This is a genomic window from Alteromonas sp. MMG017, assembly GCF_018100795.1.
Taxonomy (GTDB): domain Bacteria; phylum Pseudomonadota; class Gammaproteobacteria; order Enterobacterales; family Alteromonadaceae; genus Alteromonas.
Map to the genome: position 1 here is coordinate 81,272 of NZ_JAGJDY010000014.1, position 17,635 is coordinate 98,906.

Sequence of the window (17,635 nt, forward strand, 5' to 3'; positions counted from 1 at the left end):
TATGGCAAAAGAATCAATGAAGGCCCGTGAAGTAAAGCGCGCTAAGCTAGTAGCTAAGTACGCAGAAAAACGTGCCGCACTTAAAGCGACTATCAGCGATGTTAACGTATCTGAAGAAGAGCGTTGGGACGCTGTTCTTAAGCTACAACAACTGCCACGTGACTCAAGTTCTTCACGTCAGCGTAACCGCTGCCGCGTAACTGGTCGTCCACATGGTTACCTTCGCAAATTCGGTCTTAGCCGTATCAAACTGCGTGAAGCAGCGATGCGCGGCGAAGTCCCTGGCCTTAAAAAAGCCAGCTGGTAAGGAGTAGCTGATAATGAGCATGCAAGATCCTATCGCGGATATGTTTACCCGCATCCGTAACGGCCAAATGGCAGAGAAAGTTTCTGTAGTTATGCCTTCTTCTAAACTTCGCGTAGCAATTTGTGAAGTATTAAAGTCTGAAGGTTATATTACTGACTTCGCTGCATCTGGTGACGTTAAGCCTGTTTTAGAAGTTACGCTTAAGTACTTCGAAGGCAAGCAAGTAATTGACACTATTGAGCGTGTAAGCCGCCCAGGTCTGCGAATCTATAAGAAAAAAGATGAGCTTCCTAAAGTAATGGGTGGATTGGGTGTCGCGATCGTGTCGACTTCTAAAGGTGTGATGACTGACCGTGCAGCGCGTAACGCTGGCATGGGCGGTGAGATCATCGGTTATGTAGCATAACGGAGGAGTTGAAATGTCACGAGTAGCAAAAGCCCCAGTAGACTTGGTTTCAGGTGTAGATATTTCTATCGCTGGCCAAGAAATTACCGCAAAAGGTAGTAAAGGCACTTTGACCCGCGTTTTTAACGACGCTGTAGAAGTTGTACAAGAAGAAAACCAATTGAAAGCACTTCCTCGTGAAGGTTTTGCTGACGCTTGGGCGCAGGCAGGTACTGCTCGCTCTCTTCTTAATGCAATGGTTCAAGGTGTTTCACAAGGTTTTGAGAAAAAGCTTCAGTTAAATGGTGTTGGTTACCGTGCGCAAGCACAAGGTAGCAAACTAAACCTGACGCTTGGTTTCTCTCACCCAGTAGTATACGAAATGCCTGCAGGCATTACCGTTGAAACGCCTACGCAAACTGAAATCGTCGTGAAAGGCGCCGATAAGCAGGTTGTAGGACAGGTTGCGGCGAACATTCGCGCTTACCGTCCACCAGAGCCTTATAAAGGTAAAGGTGTACGTTACGCTGACGAACATGTACGTCGTAAAGAAGCTAAGAAAAAGTAGGTGGGTGATACGATGGATAAGAAAACAGCTCGCATTCGTCGCGCTACACGCGCACGAGCAAAAATTCGTGAACTGGCCGCGCATCGCTTGGTAATTAACCGTACACCTCGCCACATCTATGCTCAGTTAATCGCTCCTAGCGGTTCTGAAGTATTAGCAGCGGCTTCTACTGTAGATAAAGAACTTGCAAAAGATCTTAAGTCAACAGGTAACGCTGAAGCAGCGGCGATAGTCGGTAAAGCAATTGCAGAACGCGCTAAAGAGAAAGGCATTGAAAAAGTGGCTTTCGATCGTAGTGGTTTTAAATACCACGGTCGCGTTAAGGCATTAGCTGATGCAGCTCGCGAAGCTGGCCTTCAGTTCTAGGAGTTTATAATGGCTAAACAAGAAGTTCAGAACGGTGAACTATTAGAGAAATTGATTGCTGTAAACCGCGTATCTAAAGTGGTTAAAGGTGGTCGTATCTTTAGTTTCACTGCATTGACAGTAGTGGGTGACGGTAATGGTCGCGTAGGTTTCGGTTACGGTAAAGCACGTGAAGTGCCTGCTGCAATCCAGAAAGCTATGGAAAAGGCACGTCGCAACATGGTTGACGTTGACCTTAATGGCCACACGTTACAGCACCCAATTAAAGGTCGTCACTCTGGCTCTAAAGTCTACATGCAGCCTGCATCAGAAGGTACCGGTATTATTGCCGGCGGTGCAATGCGTGCAGTACTTGAAGTAGCTGGTGTACAGAACGTACTTTCAAAATGTTACGGTTCTACGAACCCAATCAACGTTGTTCGTGCAACAATCAACGCGCTGACAGAGATGAATTCTCCAGCGAAAGTTGCTGCGAAGCGTGGATTGTCTGTATCAGAAATTTTGGGGTAATCAGACATGGCAACGATTAAAGTAAAGCAAACTAAAAGTGCGATTGGCCGTTTGCCAAAGCACAGAGCTACGCTTAAAGGTTTAGGCCTTCGTAAAATCAACCATGTTCGTGAACTGGAAGATACGCCAAGTGTACGCGGCATGATTCACCGTGTTAATTACATGGTCGAAATAGTCGAGGAGTAAGTTATGCGTTTAAATACTATTGCTCCTGCTCCAGGAGCTAAACATTCTGGTAAGCGTACTGGTCGTGGTATCGGTTCAGGTCTAGGTAAAACAGGTGGCGCAGGTCACAAAGGTCAAAAAAGCCGTTCAGGTGGCCGTGTTAAGCCAGGATTTGAAGGTGGTCAGATGCCACTTCAGCGTCGTCTTCCTAAATTCGGTTTCACTTCACGCAAGAGCTTCGTTACTGATGAAGTAACGCTTGCAGAAATCGCAAAGGTTGATGGTGATACAGCATCTCTAGAAACTTTAAAAGCAGCTGGTCTTGTGAAAAAAGAGATCCAGTTCGTTAAAGTTATCAAGAGCGGCGAAGTATCACGCGCTGTTACAGTAAGCGGTTTAAAGGTTACTAAAGGCGCTAAAGAAGCGATTGAAGCTGCTGGCGGTAAAGTAGAGGAATAAGCTAGATGGCTAAACCAGGATTGGATTCAGGCGCGAAAAGCGGCTTGAGTGAGCTTAAAGCAAGATTGTTGTTCGTACTCGGTGCGATTGTTGTATTCAGATTAGGTTCTTATGTTCCTATTCCGGGCATCGATCCAGCTGTACTTGCTGACTTGTTCGAGCAACAGAAAGGTACCATTGTAGAAATGTTTAACATGTTCTCCGGTGGTGCGCTTGAGCGTGCATCCGTTCTGGCTTTGGGCATCATGCCATACATTACTGCATCAATTATTATGCAGTTGCTCTCGGTGGTTCATCCACCGATGATAGAGCTTAAAAAAGAAGGCGAAGCAGGTCGTCGTAAAATTAGCCAGTACACACGTTATTTAACGTTGGTGTTGGCTATCTTCCAATCATTTGGAATTTCGACGGGTCTGCCTAACCTAATTAATGGACTGGTATTGAACCCTGGCTTCGGATTCTACTTTACGGCAGTAGTGAGCTTGGTCACAGGAACTATGTTCCTAATGTGGTTAGGTGAGCAAATTACTGAACGAGGTATCGGTAACGGTATTTCTATATTGATATTTGCTGGTATTGTTGCCGGTCTACCAACAGCGATAGGTCAGACGGCAGAACAAGCAAGACAAGGCGACATTAACTTGTTGTTCTTGTTGTTGATGGCTGTGATTGTTATTGCGCTTACATACCTTGTGGTATTTGTAGAGCGCGGACAGCGCAGAATTGTGGTAAACTATGCAAAGCGTCAGCAAGGCCGTCAGGTTTTTGCCGCGCAAAGCACGCATTTACCACTGAAAGTCAACATGGCTGGTGTTATTCCACCCATCTTTGCTTCCAGCATCATTTTGTTTCCGGGTACTATCGCAGGATGGTTCGGACAGAATGAATCTACAGCGTGGTTGCAGGACGTAGCGCTTATGCTATCTCCAGGTCAGCCTCTGTATGTGATGTTATATGCAACAGCGATAATCTTCTTCTGCTTCTTCTACACGGCGTTGGTTTTCAACCCGCGTGAAACAGCGGATAACTTGAAGAAGTCTGGTGCGTTTGTACCAGGTATTCGTCCTGGTGAACAAACATCGCGTTATATCGATAAGGTAATGACTCGTCTGACACTGGCAGGCGCACTGTACATAACCTTTATTTGTTTGGTGCCTGAATTCATGCTGATTGCCTGGAATGTGCCGTTCTACTTCGGTGGTACGTCGCTTCTAATTATCGTGGTGGTTATCATGGACTTTATGGCACAGGTGCAGACGCATTTGATGAGTAGTCAATATGAGTCTGTTCTGAAGAAAGCTAATCTTAAAGGCTACGGCCGTTAAGTTAGCCCCTTAATATATAAGATAGGGGAGTGATGTAATGAAAGTTCGTGCATCAGTTAAAAAGATTTGCCGTAACTGTAAAGTTATCAAACGCAACGGTGTTGTGCGCGTAATTTGTACAGAGCCGAAGCATAAGCAAAGGCAAGGTTAATCTACGCGGTACTGAATACTCGCAAAGCCAATAAGCAGGGCCTGACTTATACTTATCAGGTTCTGCTGGTTTTGTTTAAAGTATTCAGAACCTAAATATTTGCAATTTAGTTGACGGGTAAGTATCCTATCGGGCTTTTTAGGTCGTCAACAATAAATTAGAGGAGTGCTGTTAATGGCCCGTATCGCTGGCATTAACATTCCTGAGCACAAGCATGCTGTAATCGCTATCCAAGCGATCTATGGCGTTGGTCCTACACGTGCTAAAAGCATTTGTGTAGGTGCTGGTGTTGCAGAAGATACAAAGATCAAAGAGCTAGACGAAGCGACTATTGATAAGCTTCGTGACGAAGTGGCTAAATTTACCGTTGAAGGTGATTTACGCCGTGAAGTCTCTATGAGCATCAAACGTTTGATGGACCTGGGTTGCTTCCGTGGTATTCGCCACCGTCGTAGCTTGCCTCTACGTGGTCAGCGCACTAAAACTAATGCGCGTACCCGTAAAGGTCCTCGTAAGCCAATTAAGAAGTAAACGGGGAATAAGTTATGGCTAAAGCACCAGCTCGTAGTACGCGTAAGCGCGCTAAACGTCAGGTTGCAGACGGTATGGCTCATATCCATGCGTCTTTCAACAACACAATTGTGACTATTACAGACCGTCAAGGCAATGCATTAGCATGGGCGACATCTGGTGGTTCAGGTTTCCGTGGTTCACGTAAATCTACCCCATTTGCTGCACAGGTTGCTGCAGAGCGTGCAGGTGTTGCTGCACAAGAATACGGTCTTAAAAACCTAGAAGTGTTTGTAAAAGGTCCAGGTCCAGGCCGTGAGTCTGCGATCCGTGCTCTTAACGCTACTGGTTATAAGATCACAAATATTACCGATGTGACACCAATTCCTCACAACGGTTGTCGTCCACCGAAAAAACGTCGCGTTTAATCGACGGACAGTTGGAGAAAGATCATGGCAAGATATTTGGGTCCAAAACTCAAACTTAGCCGTCGCGAAGGAACTGATTTGTTCCTTAAAAGCGGCGTTCGCGCAATCGATTCTAAATGTAAAATCGATACAGCGCCTGGTCAGCATGGAGCCCGTCGTGGCCGTTTGTCTGACTACGGTGTTCAGCTGCGTGAAAAACAAAAAGTTCGTCGTATGTATGGCGTTCTTGAAAAGCAATTCCGCAACTACTATAAAGAAGCTGCACGTCTAAAAGGGAACACAGGTGAAAACTTGTTACAACTTTTAGAAAAGCGTCTTGATAACGTAGTTTACCGTATGGGATTTGCTAGCACACGTGCTGAAGCACGTCAGCTAGTTAGCCACAAGGCGATCATGGTAAATGGTCAAGTTGTGAACATTCCATCATTCAACGTTTCTGCCGAAGACGTGGTTTCTGTTCGTGAAAAAGCTAAGAAGCAAGCTCGTATCGTAGCTGCTTTGGAACTGGCTGACCAACGCGAGAAGCCAACTTGGATTGAAGTAGACAGCACGAAAATGGAAGGTACTTTTAAGCGCCTACCAGAAAGAACTGATTTGTCTGCGGAAATTAACGAACAGTTGATCGTTGAACTTTACTCTAAGTAAAGCTAACTAAAGAGGAAGCATTGTGGGTTCTGTGACTGAATTCCTTAAACCGAGACTAGTTGAGATCGAAAACGTTTCTCCTACTCGTGCCAAAGTAACTTTGGAACCACTAGAGCGCGGCTTTGGCCACACTCTAGGTAACGCCCTACGTCGTATCTTGTTGTCATCCATGCCAGGATGCGCAGTTACTGAAGTAGAAATTGATGGCGTTCTTCACGAGTACAGCACCAAAGAAGGTGTGCAAGAAGACGTAATTGAAATCTTGCTAAATCTTAAAGGTTTAGCGGTTCGCCTAGAAGGTAAAACTGAGGCAACCCTAACTCTAGTGAAATCTGGCGCTGGCCCTGTTGTTGCTGGTGACATTCAGCATGATGGCGACGTAGAAATTGTTAACCCTGACCACTTAGTTTGTACTTTAACTGGCGAAGCTGAAATCAGCATGCGTATTAAAGTAGAAATGGGTCGCGGTTATGTACCAGCTTCTACCCGTCGCTCCTCTGAAGAAGATGATCGTCCAATTGGTCGTTTGTTAGTTGATGCTTCATACAGCCCAGTAGAGCGTATAGCTTACAGTGTAGAGTCTGCCCGTGTTGAACAACGCACAGACCTAGACAAATTGATTATCGATATGGAAACGAACGGTACTTTAGATCCTGAAGAAGCGATCCGCCGTTCTGCGACTATCCTAGCTGAACAGCTTGATGCATTCGTAGATTTACGTGATGTATCTGAGCCAGAAGCGAAAGAAGAGAAGCCGGAATTTGATCCGATTCTACTTCGCCCAGTTGATGACCTAGAGCTAACTGTACGTTCTGCTAACTGTTTAAAAGCAGAAGCTATCCAGTACATTGGTGACCTGGTTCAGCGTACTGAGGTTGAGCTACTTAAAACGCCTAACCTTGGTAAAAAATCGCTAACTGAAATCAAAGATGTTCTAGCATCTCGTGGACTTTCTCTAGGTATGCGCCTAGAAAACTGGCCGCCTGAGAGCATCGCTGAAAAAGATTAATCAGGTTTTTAATAAACTGATTTGTAGAGAAGGATAAAACTATGCGCCATCGTAAGAGTGGTCGTCAGTTGAATCGCAACAGCAGCCATCGTCAAGCTATGTTCAAGAACATGGCCGGCTCTTTGGTCAAGCACGAAGTGATCAAAACGACGTTACCAAAAGCGAAAGAATTACGTCGCGTTATTGAGCCTCTTATCACTATGGCTAAGCAAGACAGCGTTGCAAACCGCCGTTTAGCTTTCGCCCGCACTGGTGATAAAGAAGTTGTTGGTAAACTATTCAACGAGCTTGGTCCTCGTTACGAAGCTCGCCCAGGCGGATACACTCGCATTCTTAAATGCGGACTCCGTGCTGGCGACAATGCCCCTATGGCATACGTTGAACTAGTAGACCGTCCAGTTGTTGAAGCTGAAGAAGAAGCAGTAGAAGCAACTGAAGAGTAATAAATACTCTCAATTCTGAGTTATCAGAATTATTAAAAAACCCGGCTTAGGCCGGGTTTTTTGTTTCTTAAAATTTAATATTTGTCCTAACTGATAATTAATCTAGTTAATTGCTGGAAGCGCCGTTTCATACCAAAAAGATTCTTTGTATACTTAGATAAATAATAAAAGTATCAGGAAGTGAGAGTTCTCTCACTCATAAAGGAAGTTAATATGAAACCAGTAGTACTTGCAGGCGGTACCGGAAGCCGCTTATGGCCAAAATCACGAGCGGCGTTACCTAAACAGTTTTTGTCACTCACATCCGATAACACCATGTTGCAAGACACTATTGTTCGATTGAATGGAACTAAAGCCCAAAGCCCCATTTTCATATGTAATGATGCACACCGATTTCTAGTTGCAGAGCAACTACGTCAAAAAGACATCAACCATGGCGGTATTTTACTGGAGCCTGTTGGCCGAAATACTGCACCTGCTATTGCACTTGCAGCGTTGCATGCAACGATAAATGGTGAAGACCCTGTATTGCTCGTGCTAGCGGCCGATCATTTAATCAAAGACGAACCCGCATTTCATGCTGCAATTGAAAAAGCAGAAAAATTAGCAGAGCAAGGTAAATTGGTGACATTTGGTATAGTGCCAGATCAACCACACACGGGCTATGGCTACATTAAAGCAGGGAGTGGATTAGCAGACGGATTTGAAGTTGCGGAGTTTGTTGAGAAACCTGCGCTTGAAACTGCAAAAGGGTATGTCGATTCTGGTGACTATTATTGGAATAGTGGCATGTTTATGTTTAAAGCTAGCAGATACTTAGAAGAGCTTGAGAAATACAGTCCTGAAATGCTAGATGTCTGTAAACGCGCCATTGACACTGAAACCCCAGACCTAGATTTTATTCGCGTCGATCACGATATTTTTGCTACCTGCCCAGATGACTCTATCGATTATGCTGTAATGGAAAAAACTGATAGTGCTGCCATGGTTCCACTTGATGCCCAGTGGAGTGATGTAGGTAGCTGGACTTCGTTATGGGAAACAGCGGAAAAAGACGAAAATGGCAATGTTTCTGTTGGTGATACTATTTTAGAAAATACTAAAAATAGCTATGTGAACGCAGAGCAACGTCTTGTATCTGTCATTGGTCTGGAAGACGTTATTGTAGTTGAAACCAAAGATGCGGTTATGGTCGCTCATAAAGACGATGCACAGAGTATCAAGAACGTAGTAAACAAACTTAAAGCTGAAAAACGCCCTGAGTTTCAGTTCCATCGTGAAGTATTTCGCCCTTGGGGTAGTTATGATTCCATTGATAATGGAGCTCGTTTCCAAGTAAAACGAATTACCGTTAAACCTGGCGAAAAACTATCGGTACAAATGCATCATCACCGCGCTGAGCACTGGATAGTAGTATCGGGCAGTGCCAATGTCACCATTGATGATAAAACCACATTAGTCACCGAGAACCAATCGGTTTACATTCCTATTGGTGCGGTCCACGCCTTAGAAAACCCTGGGAAAATCCAACTGGAGCTTATTGAAGTGCAGTCAGGCGCCTACTTAGGCGAAGATGACATAGTGCGTTTTTCTGATAGATATGGGCGTGTAGCTAAGTAGATTAGACAGTTAATTAATTAGAAAGGCACCTTTGGTGCCTTTTTCTTTTTTTGGATTTATATCTTCATCCAATATCATCATTCTCGTGTGTTTCCATTTTATTAAATGCGGTATGATTAGCGCCGTAAAGGTATGTAGTAAACCTTCTACGTAACAAGTGAAGTTTAAGGAAAGCATTCTAAGCTTTATATAGGAAAAGGTGTTCACCCGTTTTGTTATCTAAAATTCTCAAGCCTGCAACTTTAAAGCGATTAGCCTATCGGCTAGCTAAAAAGTTAATCATTGTTCCCCATCATGAGTTAGCGCCAGTCAAGGCAGACAATAGTGGTTCCACTTGGGTATCAACGGGAGATGACCCGCAATTCATTATTCATCCTGCGCGACGCATTCCCACTCGTAGCTTTAGTAAAGGGTGGTACCTTTTGCGTATAAAGATTAACGAGGCAAATCATCAGTCGCACATAGGAAAGCTTTATTCTAACCTTCAAAAGGGTGAATTGGTGTCTATCAATGTGCCCTGGCATAGCACTAAGTTTGTGAATAGAGTTTTCTACCTTGAAAGTGCAAACGCTATGCTCAGGTTCGACCCTTGTGAAGCAGAAACAGAGTTCACAATAAATACTTTCATGATTTCAAAAGTGCCCTCCTTCATTGCAATGAGGCACATGAAACAGCGCTTGTACAAGTTACTTAGTCATGTAGATAACATTGAGGAGTACTTGGCCGCGAACTGTAGGCTGAACGGTGGGCGGTTAGTAGATACCGTTTACCAAGAATACAATAATACATTTACTCATGGTGCAATGGAGAAAAGCTATCCGTTTTGGGTAGAGTTTGATGAGCCGCGTGCCATAGAGAAGATGAAACAAGCTTTCACTGCAAATCAGTCTGAAGTAAAGTTTTCTATCATATTGCCGACGTACAATACCGCCCCTGTTTATTTAAAAGCATGTATCGATTCTGTAGTTCAACAAACGCATAAAAACTGGGAACTTTGTATAGCAGACGATGCATCAACTAACATGGAAACCATCGAAGTATTAAAGGCATATGAACAGCAGTATTCTAATATAAACGTTAAGTTGCTTAATGAAAATGGGCATATTTCTAAAGCAAGTAACGAAGCATTAGCCTTAGTGGCTAATGATTACGTTCTCTTACTTGATCACGATGATACTTTACCTGCACATACGTTATCGTTCTTTGCAAAGGCCATTACAGAGAATGCATCAGCGCAAGTTCTTTATGCCGACGAAGATAAAATAGACGAGCAAGGAAATCGGCACCAACCGCATTTCAAGCCAGACTGGAATCCAGATTTACTGCTAAGTCAAAATTACATATGTCACCCAGCAGTTTATAAAACCAGCTTACTTAAAAAAGTCGGTGGTTTTAGAGTTGGTGTTGAAGGTTCACAAGATCACGATTTACTATTAAGAGCTGCAGCTAATCTTAGTTGTGAAGAAGTGGTGCATTTACCCTTCATTCTTTATCACTGGCGAGTTATCGAAAACTCAACAGCGTCGAATGCATCAGCTAAATCGTACACAACCGATGCAGGAATTGAGTCGATAAAGCATTTCCTTTCGCAGACAAAGCAAAGTGCATCTGTTGAAAAAGGGGCATACCCCAACACCTATAGAGTTAATTGGGCTTTGCCTGCTAAACCACCTTTAGTGAGCTTGGTAATACCCACAAGAGACGGCTACGACATTCTGAAGCAATGCCTAGAATCTATCTACAATAAGACATCATACGAAAACTTTGAAATTATTGTTGTAGACAATCAAACGAGCTGTGAGAAAACATTAGCCCTCTTTAATGACTATTTAGACGCAAAAAGTAACTTTAGCGTGTTGAAGTGGGATAAGTCTTTTAACTACTCAGCAATTAATAACTTTGCGGTATCACAAGCAAGCGGAGACGTCGTTGGCTTAGTAAACAACGACATCGAAGTTATCAGCGAGCATTGGCTAACAGAAATGGTCTCCCATGCTTTAAGACCTGAAATTGGATGTGTAGGGGCCAAGCTCTATTATCCTAATGATACTATTCAGCATGCTGGCGTTGTTTTAGGAATAGGCGGCGTTGCTGGCCACTCACACAAATACTTCCACAAGAGTGAACCCGGTTATTTTACGCGGTTGCATCTAGTCCAGAATATGTCTGCCGTTACCGCAGCTTGTTTACTAGTGCGTAAGTCTGTTTTTGAAGAGGTAGGCGGGCTAAATGAAGAAGACCTCACCATAGCCTTTAACGATGTGGATTTTTGTTTGAAGGTACATACCGCAGGTTATCGAAACCTGTTTACACCTTGGGCCGAGCTTTACCACCATGAGTCGATAAGCCGTGGTGAAGAAGATACCCCAGAGAAAGTTGCGCGCTTTAATAAAGAAAGTGAGTACATGAAGGAAAAGTGGGCTGACTTATTGAAAGCTGACCCAGCTTATAATATGAATTTATCGTCTACGCATGAAGACTTTAGCCTTAGCTAATTAAATGTAAGGGGCTTACTAATGATTAAGTTTTTTAGAGGGAGCGATGACAAGTTCAAGCTTCCTAAGGTGAAAAATACTAGAAAGCATTATGATGTGGTTATACACATTGGTGCACCCAAAACTGGCTCATCGGCGCTTCAAAAGTTTTTTGTTGAAAACAAATCAAATTTAAATGAACAGGGTTTTCTATATCCTGAACATAGCTTGGATGAGAATGGAATCTCAGGTGGTCATTCCGATCTCGCCTTAAAATTAATCGATAAGCGTGAGGAAGAAGCCAAAAAGCAGTTCGATGTGCTAATAACTAGAGCTAAAAAAGCAGATAAAATATTATTTCTGTCTTCAGAAGCGTTTTATATACGACCTCAAGCTGTAGCTGAGCTAGTAAAGGGATATCGCTGTAAGGTTATTGCCTTCTACCGTGACCCGATAGAGGCAATTAATTCTAACTATAATCAAGGTATTAAGCGCAATTTTTCAACAGCAAGCCCAGAGCAATTCTGTTCTAGACTGCTAAGGGAGCATACTAGTTTCTATACTGGGCTTATATTCAATCAATGGGTGAAGTCCTTTAGTAAAGACGACGTTGAAGTGTACGGTTACGACACCGCGCTTTTCAAACAATACCCTATTCAGGAAGTTTTTTTAAATAGTCTTGGGTTGACTAGCAAAGAAATCTCCCCAAACTTTACTATCGAAAACAAAGTAGTTAATCGCAGTTATTCATACACAGCCTTGGAATTGAAAAGACTACTTAACCATGCGCTTGATCAGAAAGCACATCACTTTAATCATCAGTTAGACTGGTTTCTACAAGGAATCTCCGATAAGAGCGAAGATTCATCAATCAATTTATCAGCGCTTGTCTCAGAGTCGACACTAGGTAAGCTAGAAGAGCACTTCCGTGAAAAATCTCAACAGTGTTTAGATAAAGTGTTGGTTAAAATAAATCCAAACTTTCTCAAAGCTCCTTTAGTTAAAATAGAGTCGAAGCTACCTCATAGGGCTGAGACATTTTGTAAAATGTTTGAAGTAGTAGAAAAGTTGAAAGCTGAGAAACCCGGATTGTACAGCCATCTGGAGAATCAGGTTCAAGTCCAATTGACAAATAATACAATAGGGCCTGACGCGTTTAAGCTTGCTGATTTATTTAATGTAGATTACAAAAAAGGTAGTGATAATTCACCTTGGTTTTCTAATGCGATTCTTACAAAGATGCCGGACTTTAAGCTAGAAGACTTCTTGCGCGAAACCGCTTATGTAGCGTATGAAAGGGGTGAGGAAAAACATTCTCAGGCACTGATTGAAAAGGCTAGAGAGATACGCCCTAAAGGGCCTTTTATCGTCAAGTTCAGTGATAAATTGAGAGCTGAATTGGGCTCGAATAAACCTAACAAGTAATTGGGTGTTGAATAAAACAAAAGCCATTTGTGCTCTTGTTTTATTCAGGTCGATTCAATTTTGTTACTATGAAAGTAGTATACAAAGTCGTTTTTTCGACAAAGATGTTGTATAACACATTGAGACTTAGATTAAGTGCCTTTGATGTAATCTGTAATAATTCAGAATTATTGCGTGGAATTCGTTTATTTTCGTATTAGTGGAAGCTTTGCTAGCCTCCTTAGCTTTCTACCAAATTTGTTTAGGAGGCCATATTGAAAAGTATGTTCATCTGCATTGGATGCCACATTACCTTTAACAGCTCCTCCGCGTTTAGCTGACGAGAGTTTAATTTTTTCTATAGATTCACGAATAGAAGTTTCTTGTAATCCAGAAAAAATTCGCACTAAGTCTTTCTCATCTGTTGGGTTTAAGTTGTCAGATTGACTATTTAATAAGTCCACAGTATTTAAAGCACGCCTTTCTATATTTCTTTTCGCAGCATCTAACAAATGGCCAATTCGAATTGAGAGAAGAAAAGCATCAAACTGCGCCCTATAGTTGTTGTAAGCAAGTTCGTTAAATTCAATAAAACGTTCATTTTTACACTTTTTGATATATCCAGGCCTATTTCTTTTGAAAGGAAATGAGTCTGATGGACGCCCTCTTTGTAATAAGGAAATGTACTCTAACTCCGAACGATACATACGATGTAGAATATATGCTGGATAGTGTTCCTCTAGTGCTTTGTCCTGAAGCCTTTGTCGTTCTTTTGGTGAGTGCAGAAAAGGCTTATGGTTTGAAAGCATATGGCCCCTTGAACCATTCTCCAGTAAAGGTAAATGAAGCTGTATCTTTTTAATTTTACTTGATAAGTTGATAACAGACTTAACTGTCGGGGCCGGCTGAACATGTAACTGCCTAGTTATGTGGCTAAATTCTTTTTCATTTAAAATATTCAACCAATGGAAAGACAGTGTTTCGAACGATGAAACTTGTTCAATGATATCACTAATGGAGCTTTTGAAGTCTTCCGGAACCCAAAATTCATCAATGTCCAAAAAGCATATGTGCGATAGTGTAGCGTTGTTTGAAGCGCGGTTATAACTTTCAGCGTATGCAATATACTGTATGAACTGATTTGGAGGTGTGGTATCTATCCAATCAACTCTTCTGAAAGAAACTTGGGGGAATTCATGCACAATTTTACATAATACAGCTTCGGTATTATCGCTGGTTCTATTTATAAGTATTTCGATTTCATGGAATCCAAAGTGAAGGTGATGGAATATCCACTCAGGCAAATATGCTGCCTCATCTTTCGCTATAGCGACTAGTTTGATTTTACTCATTACTTCACAAGCGCTTTTACGTGATCATTAGTGTTAATATTACTCTCCTGATAAAACGATTTCCAATCATGTACTTTTGTTCACTGCCTAAAAAATAAGTCTAATGAGTTTTTACTTGAAGAAAAATAACCATACTTACTATATTTTCGAATACTGCTGGAAGGTTTTTGATGTTTTTAGGGTTTAATAAAGCATTTTCCCTTCCAAAGCTTGCTGATACCTTCAGTTCACTTATACTCGACGCGCTTACGAGTATAAGATAAATTGAAGTTATCGACTAGTCGTTGTGCAGCGGGTGTAGGCTACATTTCGTCAAGTCGAGCTAATTATTCCTAGGTTGGGCTATTCCTCTAGCAGTAGACAAATTAAGAGAGTTCAACATTGACTTAATTTGTATGGTTGGGGGGGGGGAAAGTCACATCGGCGATTCTTTTGCCAGGGTTGCATTTTAGAGTTTTTGAGTATGTAGTAATGTACTTGAGTTCAATAGCGAATCTGAGGTCGACATCGAGCAACTTCTACAATGGTAGTTCGCCAAGCACTAGATTGAACAGCCCGATGTATAAAGGGCTTAGTATAATAAATGCCTATATATTTAAATTAATTGATTTTTTAAATTATGTTGTTTGGTTTTTGCTTGTCAACAAACTTACGCCTAGAGGACTATATATACTTTAGGAGAGGGAAAATGACACTGCTCGAAGAGCGTTTACAGGTAAGTATACTTTTACTTGGGCAAATTTAATCGATATGAGGCTTTTATGAATAATTGGTATACGCATATCTTACTACTAATTTTGACCATTCCCTCGTTTCGATTGGCTATTGCAGAAGAGTTGCCAATAGTTAAGGAAGAAATATTCCAGGAAAGGCTCCTTAGATTTTATAGTAGTATTAAGTCGCATAGGAAAAAATATGATAAGGAAGTTCTTTACCAAGACTCAATTGCCCCTCATCAAAGCTTTTTAGACCCAAGAAAAGTAAAAAAACGTTTAGACTCAATACATGAACGATACCTATCCTATGAAGAGATAATTGAGCAGAAATACAAATTAGAATCGTTTACAAATACATATAAACCAGAAAAGCCTCAAGGATTTGTAAGTCTAGACATCTACTTAAAACGCTACAAAAGCGTGGACGTTGCACTTAATTGGGCTCTAACTGCTGGGGACGTTTGGTTACCCTCAAATCGTAAAATAGTACTTTCAAAATCGATAAGCATGCCAGAGGGCAGAAAGTTAGCTTCAGATGGAACTGCAACACTAGTGTTTGACTTTGAAGACGATGGCGAACAAAGGAGTTTAATTAATATATTGGGCAGTCAAGATGTAGTAGTTAAAGACCTCAAAATAACTGTTCAAAACAGTGGACGCCGTTACAAATCTGGAATTGAAATATTTAATAGTAAAGACATAACAATTGAAGGGGTTGAATTCGTCGGTGTTTCTAATACTAGCGCAATAATAAGAATAAACTCTTCCCACTCTGTTAAAGTCAGCGAAAACTTAATCCATGATTCGTTTTCCACTATGCCACTTCGTCAAATTACCGGAATAGAAGTCGATGAAACTAGAGATGACGGTGTAAACTCTAGAAATTTAAAGATTAAAGCTAATCTGATCCTAGGGATTATGATAGATGATTCATTATTTTTTAACACGGAATTAAGGAAGAATGGGAAAGCACTGCTGTATGAAACTGATGGAATAAACCTATGTTCCACAGAATCAAAGAGCTTTCATTCCGTTGAAAATAATCTGATTGTCGATGTTGGTGAAGGTATCGACTCGTTTGCATCGTACGGGCTGTATAAAGATAATCATATTGAAAGAGCTTTCTCTTATGGTATGAAGTTTATACACTCTTCAAGCCATAACAAAATTATTAACAATACAATCAAATATACTGGACTTTCCGCGATTGTTATCTCGCAAGGTGAAAGGTGGTTAACTGGCAATAACTTTATATTGAATAATAGTATATCGTTTGTTAACGCGTTTGAGATAAATAAATTTTCAGAAGAGATTGGCTTGAAACAAGATATAGGTGCAATAAAAATAGAAGGATTTTCACAAGGTAACTTAATTTTAAAAAATACAGTTTTCTCGAGTGTTATTGATGAATTATACAGGGCGGATATCGTGTGCAGCTGGGCTATGAATTCAGAGGGAAGAAGTAATGTCTCTATGTATAATATAGTCAATGAGAGGGAGTTTATCGCTAAACAATCAAATACTAATTGTTTAACTAATATCGAAAACTAACTTGGTTACAAACTCACTAGATATAATTTTTATAAGTGAGTTTGTACTTTTCCGTATTCTAAGAGATTGTAACTGCCAATCTCAATTTTTTTTACAGAGATTAAGAGTAAATGGATGAGCATGAAAAGTAAGTGCTTGAAACTTTCGCAAAGGAAGCAAATAAAGAAATAAAAAATCTGAAGATTTAAACTAATTTAGTCGGTTGTCGAAGGAAATCACCGTTGAAGTGGCATTAAACGTCGAAGTGAATGAGCTCATTGGCTATGAGAAGCACCAATAATTAGCCTCTTAGAGTAGTCGTAAAGTCAAAGGTAGTAAATGGGTTAATGAATCGACCAGACTTTACTAGACAGATTTTCGTTTGAATTCTTCTAGCTTTTCATAAGCCAGTGGAGGCATATTATTCGCTTCGCCATGCTTTCGTCTAGAGTTATAAAACATTTCGATGTAATCGAATATGTCAGCTCTTGCATGTTCACGTGTTGAGTATATTTTTCTTTTTACGCGCTCACGTTTAAGTAGCTGGAAGAAACTCTCAGCAACAGCATTATCGTGACAGTTGCCGCGCCGGCTCATACTGGCTTTAAGGTTGTGTTCGGTCAAGAAATCACTCCATTCATAGCCTGTAAATTGACTGCCTTGATCTGAGTGTATTAGTACCTGTTTCTTTGGTTTTCGTCGCCATACAGCGGCTAAAAGCGCTTGAGTAACGAGTTCTGATTCCATTCTTGAACTCATTGACCAACCAACGACGGCGCGAGAGTATAAGTCTAAGACGACTGCAAGATAGAGCCAGCCTTCGTGAGTTCGGATGTAGGTAATGTCAGTGACCCAATATCTATTCGGTGAAGTGACAGTAAACTGCCTATCAAGTACGTTATCAGCGACGACCGCTGGTTTGCCGCTGTAATGCCCTTTGTGTTTTCTATAACCTACTTGCGCCTTTATACCTTCTAGCTTCATCAGCTTGGCTACACGATTTTTGCTGCAAGCTTCGCCTAAATCACGCAGGTCACTCGTGACTTTTCTGTACCCATAAACACAGCCACTTTCTAGCCAAGAATGCTTTATTAATCCCGTCAACCGCTCGTCTTCCAATAACCGATTTGATTTCGGTTCATCCATCCACGCATAAAAGCCGCTTCGTTGTATCGACAGCGCTTCACACATCAATTTTGTTGGATAATTCTTGAGCCTGGCTTTTATGAACGCGTATTTTTCTTTGACTCGCCCGCGAAAAATACGGT

20 protein-coding genes are annotated in these 17,635 nt (G+C 41.5%); 18 read left to right on the forward strand and 2 right to left on the reverse strand.

Annotated features, from left to right (window positions below; genetic code table 11):
- The first annotated feature begins 1 nt into the window (after position 1).
- The 17 genes from rpsN (at position 2) to J8L84_RS18515 (ending at position 12,790) form a co-directional block, all read left to right on the forward strand.
- On the forward strand, positions 2–307 hold the full coding sequence (rpsN, locus tag J8L84_RS18435; protein WP_013786225.1) for a 30S ribosomal protein S14: 306 nt from the start codon (positions 2–4) through the stop codon (positions 305–307).
- 13 nt (positions 308–320) lie between these two features.
- Positions 321–713, forward strand: a complete 393-nt coding sequence (gene rpsH / locus J8L84_RS18440) for a 30S ribosomal protein S8 (protein ID WP_013786224.1) — start codon at positions 321–323, stop codon at positions 711–713.
- Between the two features lie 13 nt (positions 714–726).
- Positions 727–1,260, forward strand: a complete 534-nt coding sequence (gene rplF / locus J8L84_RS18445) for a 50S ribosomal protein L6 (RefSeq protein WP_211071964.1) — start codon at positions 727–729, stop codon at positions 1,258–1,260.
- Positions 1,261–1,272: 12 nt separating this feature from the next.
- Positions 1,273–1,626, forward strand: a complete 354-nt coding sequence (gene rplR, locus J8L84_RS18450; RefSeq protein WP_041453128.1) for a 50S ribosomal protein L18 — start codon at positions 1,273–1,275, stop codon at positions 1,624–1,626.
- A 9-nt stretch (positions 1,627–1,635) separates the two neighbouring features.
- A complete protein-coding gene (gene rpsE, locus J8L84_RS18455; protein ID WP_013786221.1) occupies positions 1,636–2,136 on the forward strand; it encodes a 30S ribosomal protein S5 in 501 nt (166 codons plus the stop codon).
- Positions 2,137–2,142: 6 nt separating this feature from the next.
- Entirely contained in the window at positions 2,143–2,322 is a 180-nt protein-coding gene (gene rpmD / locus J8L84_RS18460; RefSeq protein WP_013786220.1) for a 50S ribosomal protein L30, read from the forward strand.
- A gap of 3 nt (positions 2,323–2,325) precedes the next feature.
- Complete coding sequence (rplO, locus tag J8L84_RS18465) at positions 2,326–2,760, forward strand: 50S ribosomal protein L15 (protein WP_013786219.1); 435 nt, start codon at positions 2,326–2,328, stop codon at positions 2,758–2,760.
- A gap of 5 nt (positions 2,761–2,765) precedes the next feature.
- A complete protein-coding gene (secY, locus tag J8L84_RS18470; protein ID WP_211071965.1) occupies positions 2,766–4,085 on the forward strand; it encodes a preprotein translocase subunit SecY in 1,320 nt (439 codons plus the stop codon).
- A 37-nt stretch (positions 4,086–4,122) separates the two neighbouring features.
- On the forward strand, positions 4,123–4,236 hold the full coding sequence (gene rpmJ / locus J8L84_RS18475; RefSeq protein ID WP_013786217.1) for a 50S ribosomal protein L36: 114 nt from the start codon (positions 4,123–4,125) through the stop codon (positions 4,234–4,236).
- Between the two features lie 174 nt (positions 4,237–4,410).
- Complete coding sequence (gene rpsM / locus J8L84_RS18480) at positions 4,411–4,767, forward strand: 30S ribosomal protein S13 (RefSeq protein ID WP_013786216.1); 357 nt, start codon at positions 4,411–4,413, stop codon at positions 4,765–4,767.
- Between the two features lie 14 nt (positions 4,768–4,781).
- Positions 4,782–5,174 (forward strand): 30S ribosomal protein S11, encoded by a 393-nt coding sequence (gene rpsK, locus J8L84_RS18485; RefSeq protein WP_013786215.1) that lies wholly within the window; start codon positions 4,782–4,784, stop codon positions 5,172–5,174.
- A gap of 24 nt (positions 5,175–5,198) precedes the next feature.
- A complete protein-coding gene (gene rpsD / locus J8L84_RS18490; protein WP_013786214.1) occupies positions 5,199–5,819 on the forward strand; it encodes a 30S ribosomal protein S4 in 621 nt (206 codons plus the stop codon).
- A 19-nt stretch (positions 5,820–5,838) separates the two neighbouring features.
- Positions 5,839–6,828, forward strand: a complete 990-nt coding sequence (gene rpoA / locus J8L84_RS18495; protein WP_041452624.1) for a DNA-directed RNA polymerase subunit alpha — start codon at positions 5,839–5,841, stop codon at positions 6,826–6,828.
- Positions 6,829–6,869: 41 nt separating this feature from the next.
- Positions 6,870–7,271, forward strand: coding sequence for a 50S ribosomal protein L17 (gene rplQ / locus J8L84_RS18500; RefSeq protein WP_013786212.1), 402 nt, complete (start codon positions 6,870–6,872; stop codon positions 7,269–7,271).
- 213 nt (positions 7,272–7,484) lie between these two features.
- On the forward strand, positions 7,485–8,891 hold the full coding sequence (locus J8L84_RS18505; RefSeq protein ID WP_211071966.1) for a mannose-1-phosphate guanylyltransferase/mannose-6-phosphate isomerase: 1,407 nt from the start codon (positions 7,485–7,487) through the stop codon (positions 8,889–8,891).
- Between the two features lie 665 nt (positions 8,892–9,556).
- Positions 9,557–11,386 (forward strand): glycosyltransferase family 2 protein, encoded by a 1,830-nt coding sequence (locus J8L84_RS18510; protein WP_247670875.1) that lies wholly within the window; start codon positions 9,557–9,559, stop codon positions 11,384–11,386.
- A 21-nt stretch (positions 11,387–11,407) separates the two neighbouring features.
- Positions 11,408–12,790 (forward strand): hypothetical protein, encoded by a 1,383-nt coding sequence (locus J8L84_RS18515; RefSeq protein WP_211071968.1) that lies wholly within the window; start codon positions 11,408–11,410, stop codon positions 12,788–12,790.
- A 185-nt stretch (positions 12,791–12,975) separates the two neighbouring features.
- On the opposite strand, the gene J8L84_RS18520 is transcribed toward J8L84_RS18515, so the two are convergent.
- Positions 12,976–14,121, reverse strand: coding sequence for a glycosyltransferase family 2 protein (locus J8L84_RS18520; RefSeq protein ID WP_211071969.1), 1,146 nt, complete (start codon positions 14,119–14,121; stop codon positions 12,976–12,978).
- 761 nt (positions 14,122–14,882) lie between these two features.
- Here J8L84_RS18520 and J8L84_RS18525 point away from each other — a divergent pair.
- Positions 14,883–16,388 carry a right-handed parallel beta-helix repeat-containing protein gene (locus J8L84_RS18525; RefSeq protein WP_211071970.1) on the forward strand — a complete coding sequence of 502 codons (1,506 nt, stop codon included), beginning with the start codon at positions 14,883–14,885 and terminating at the stop codon, positions 16,386–16,388.
- Positions 16,389–16,733: 345 nt separating this feature from the next.
- Here J8L84_RS18525 and J8L84_RS18530 read toward each other — a convergent pair.
- Positions 16,734–17,635, reverse strand: a 902-nt coding sequence (locus J8L84_RS18530) for an IS3 family transposase (protein WP_211071971.1), incomplete at its 5' end; no start/stop codon positions are given.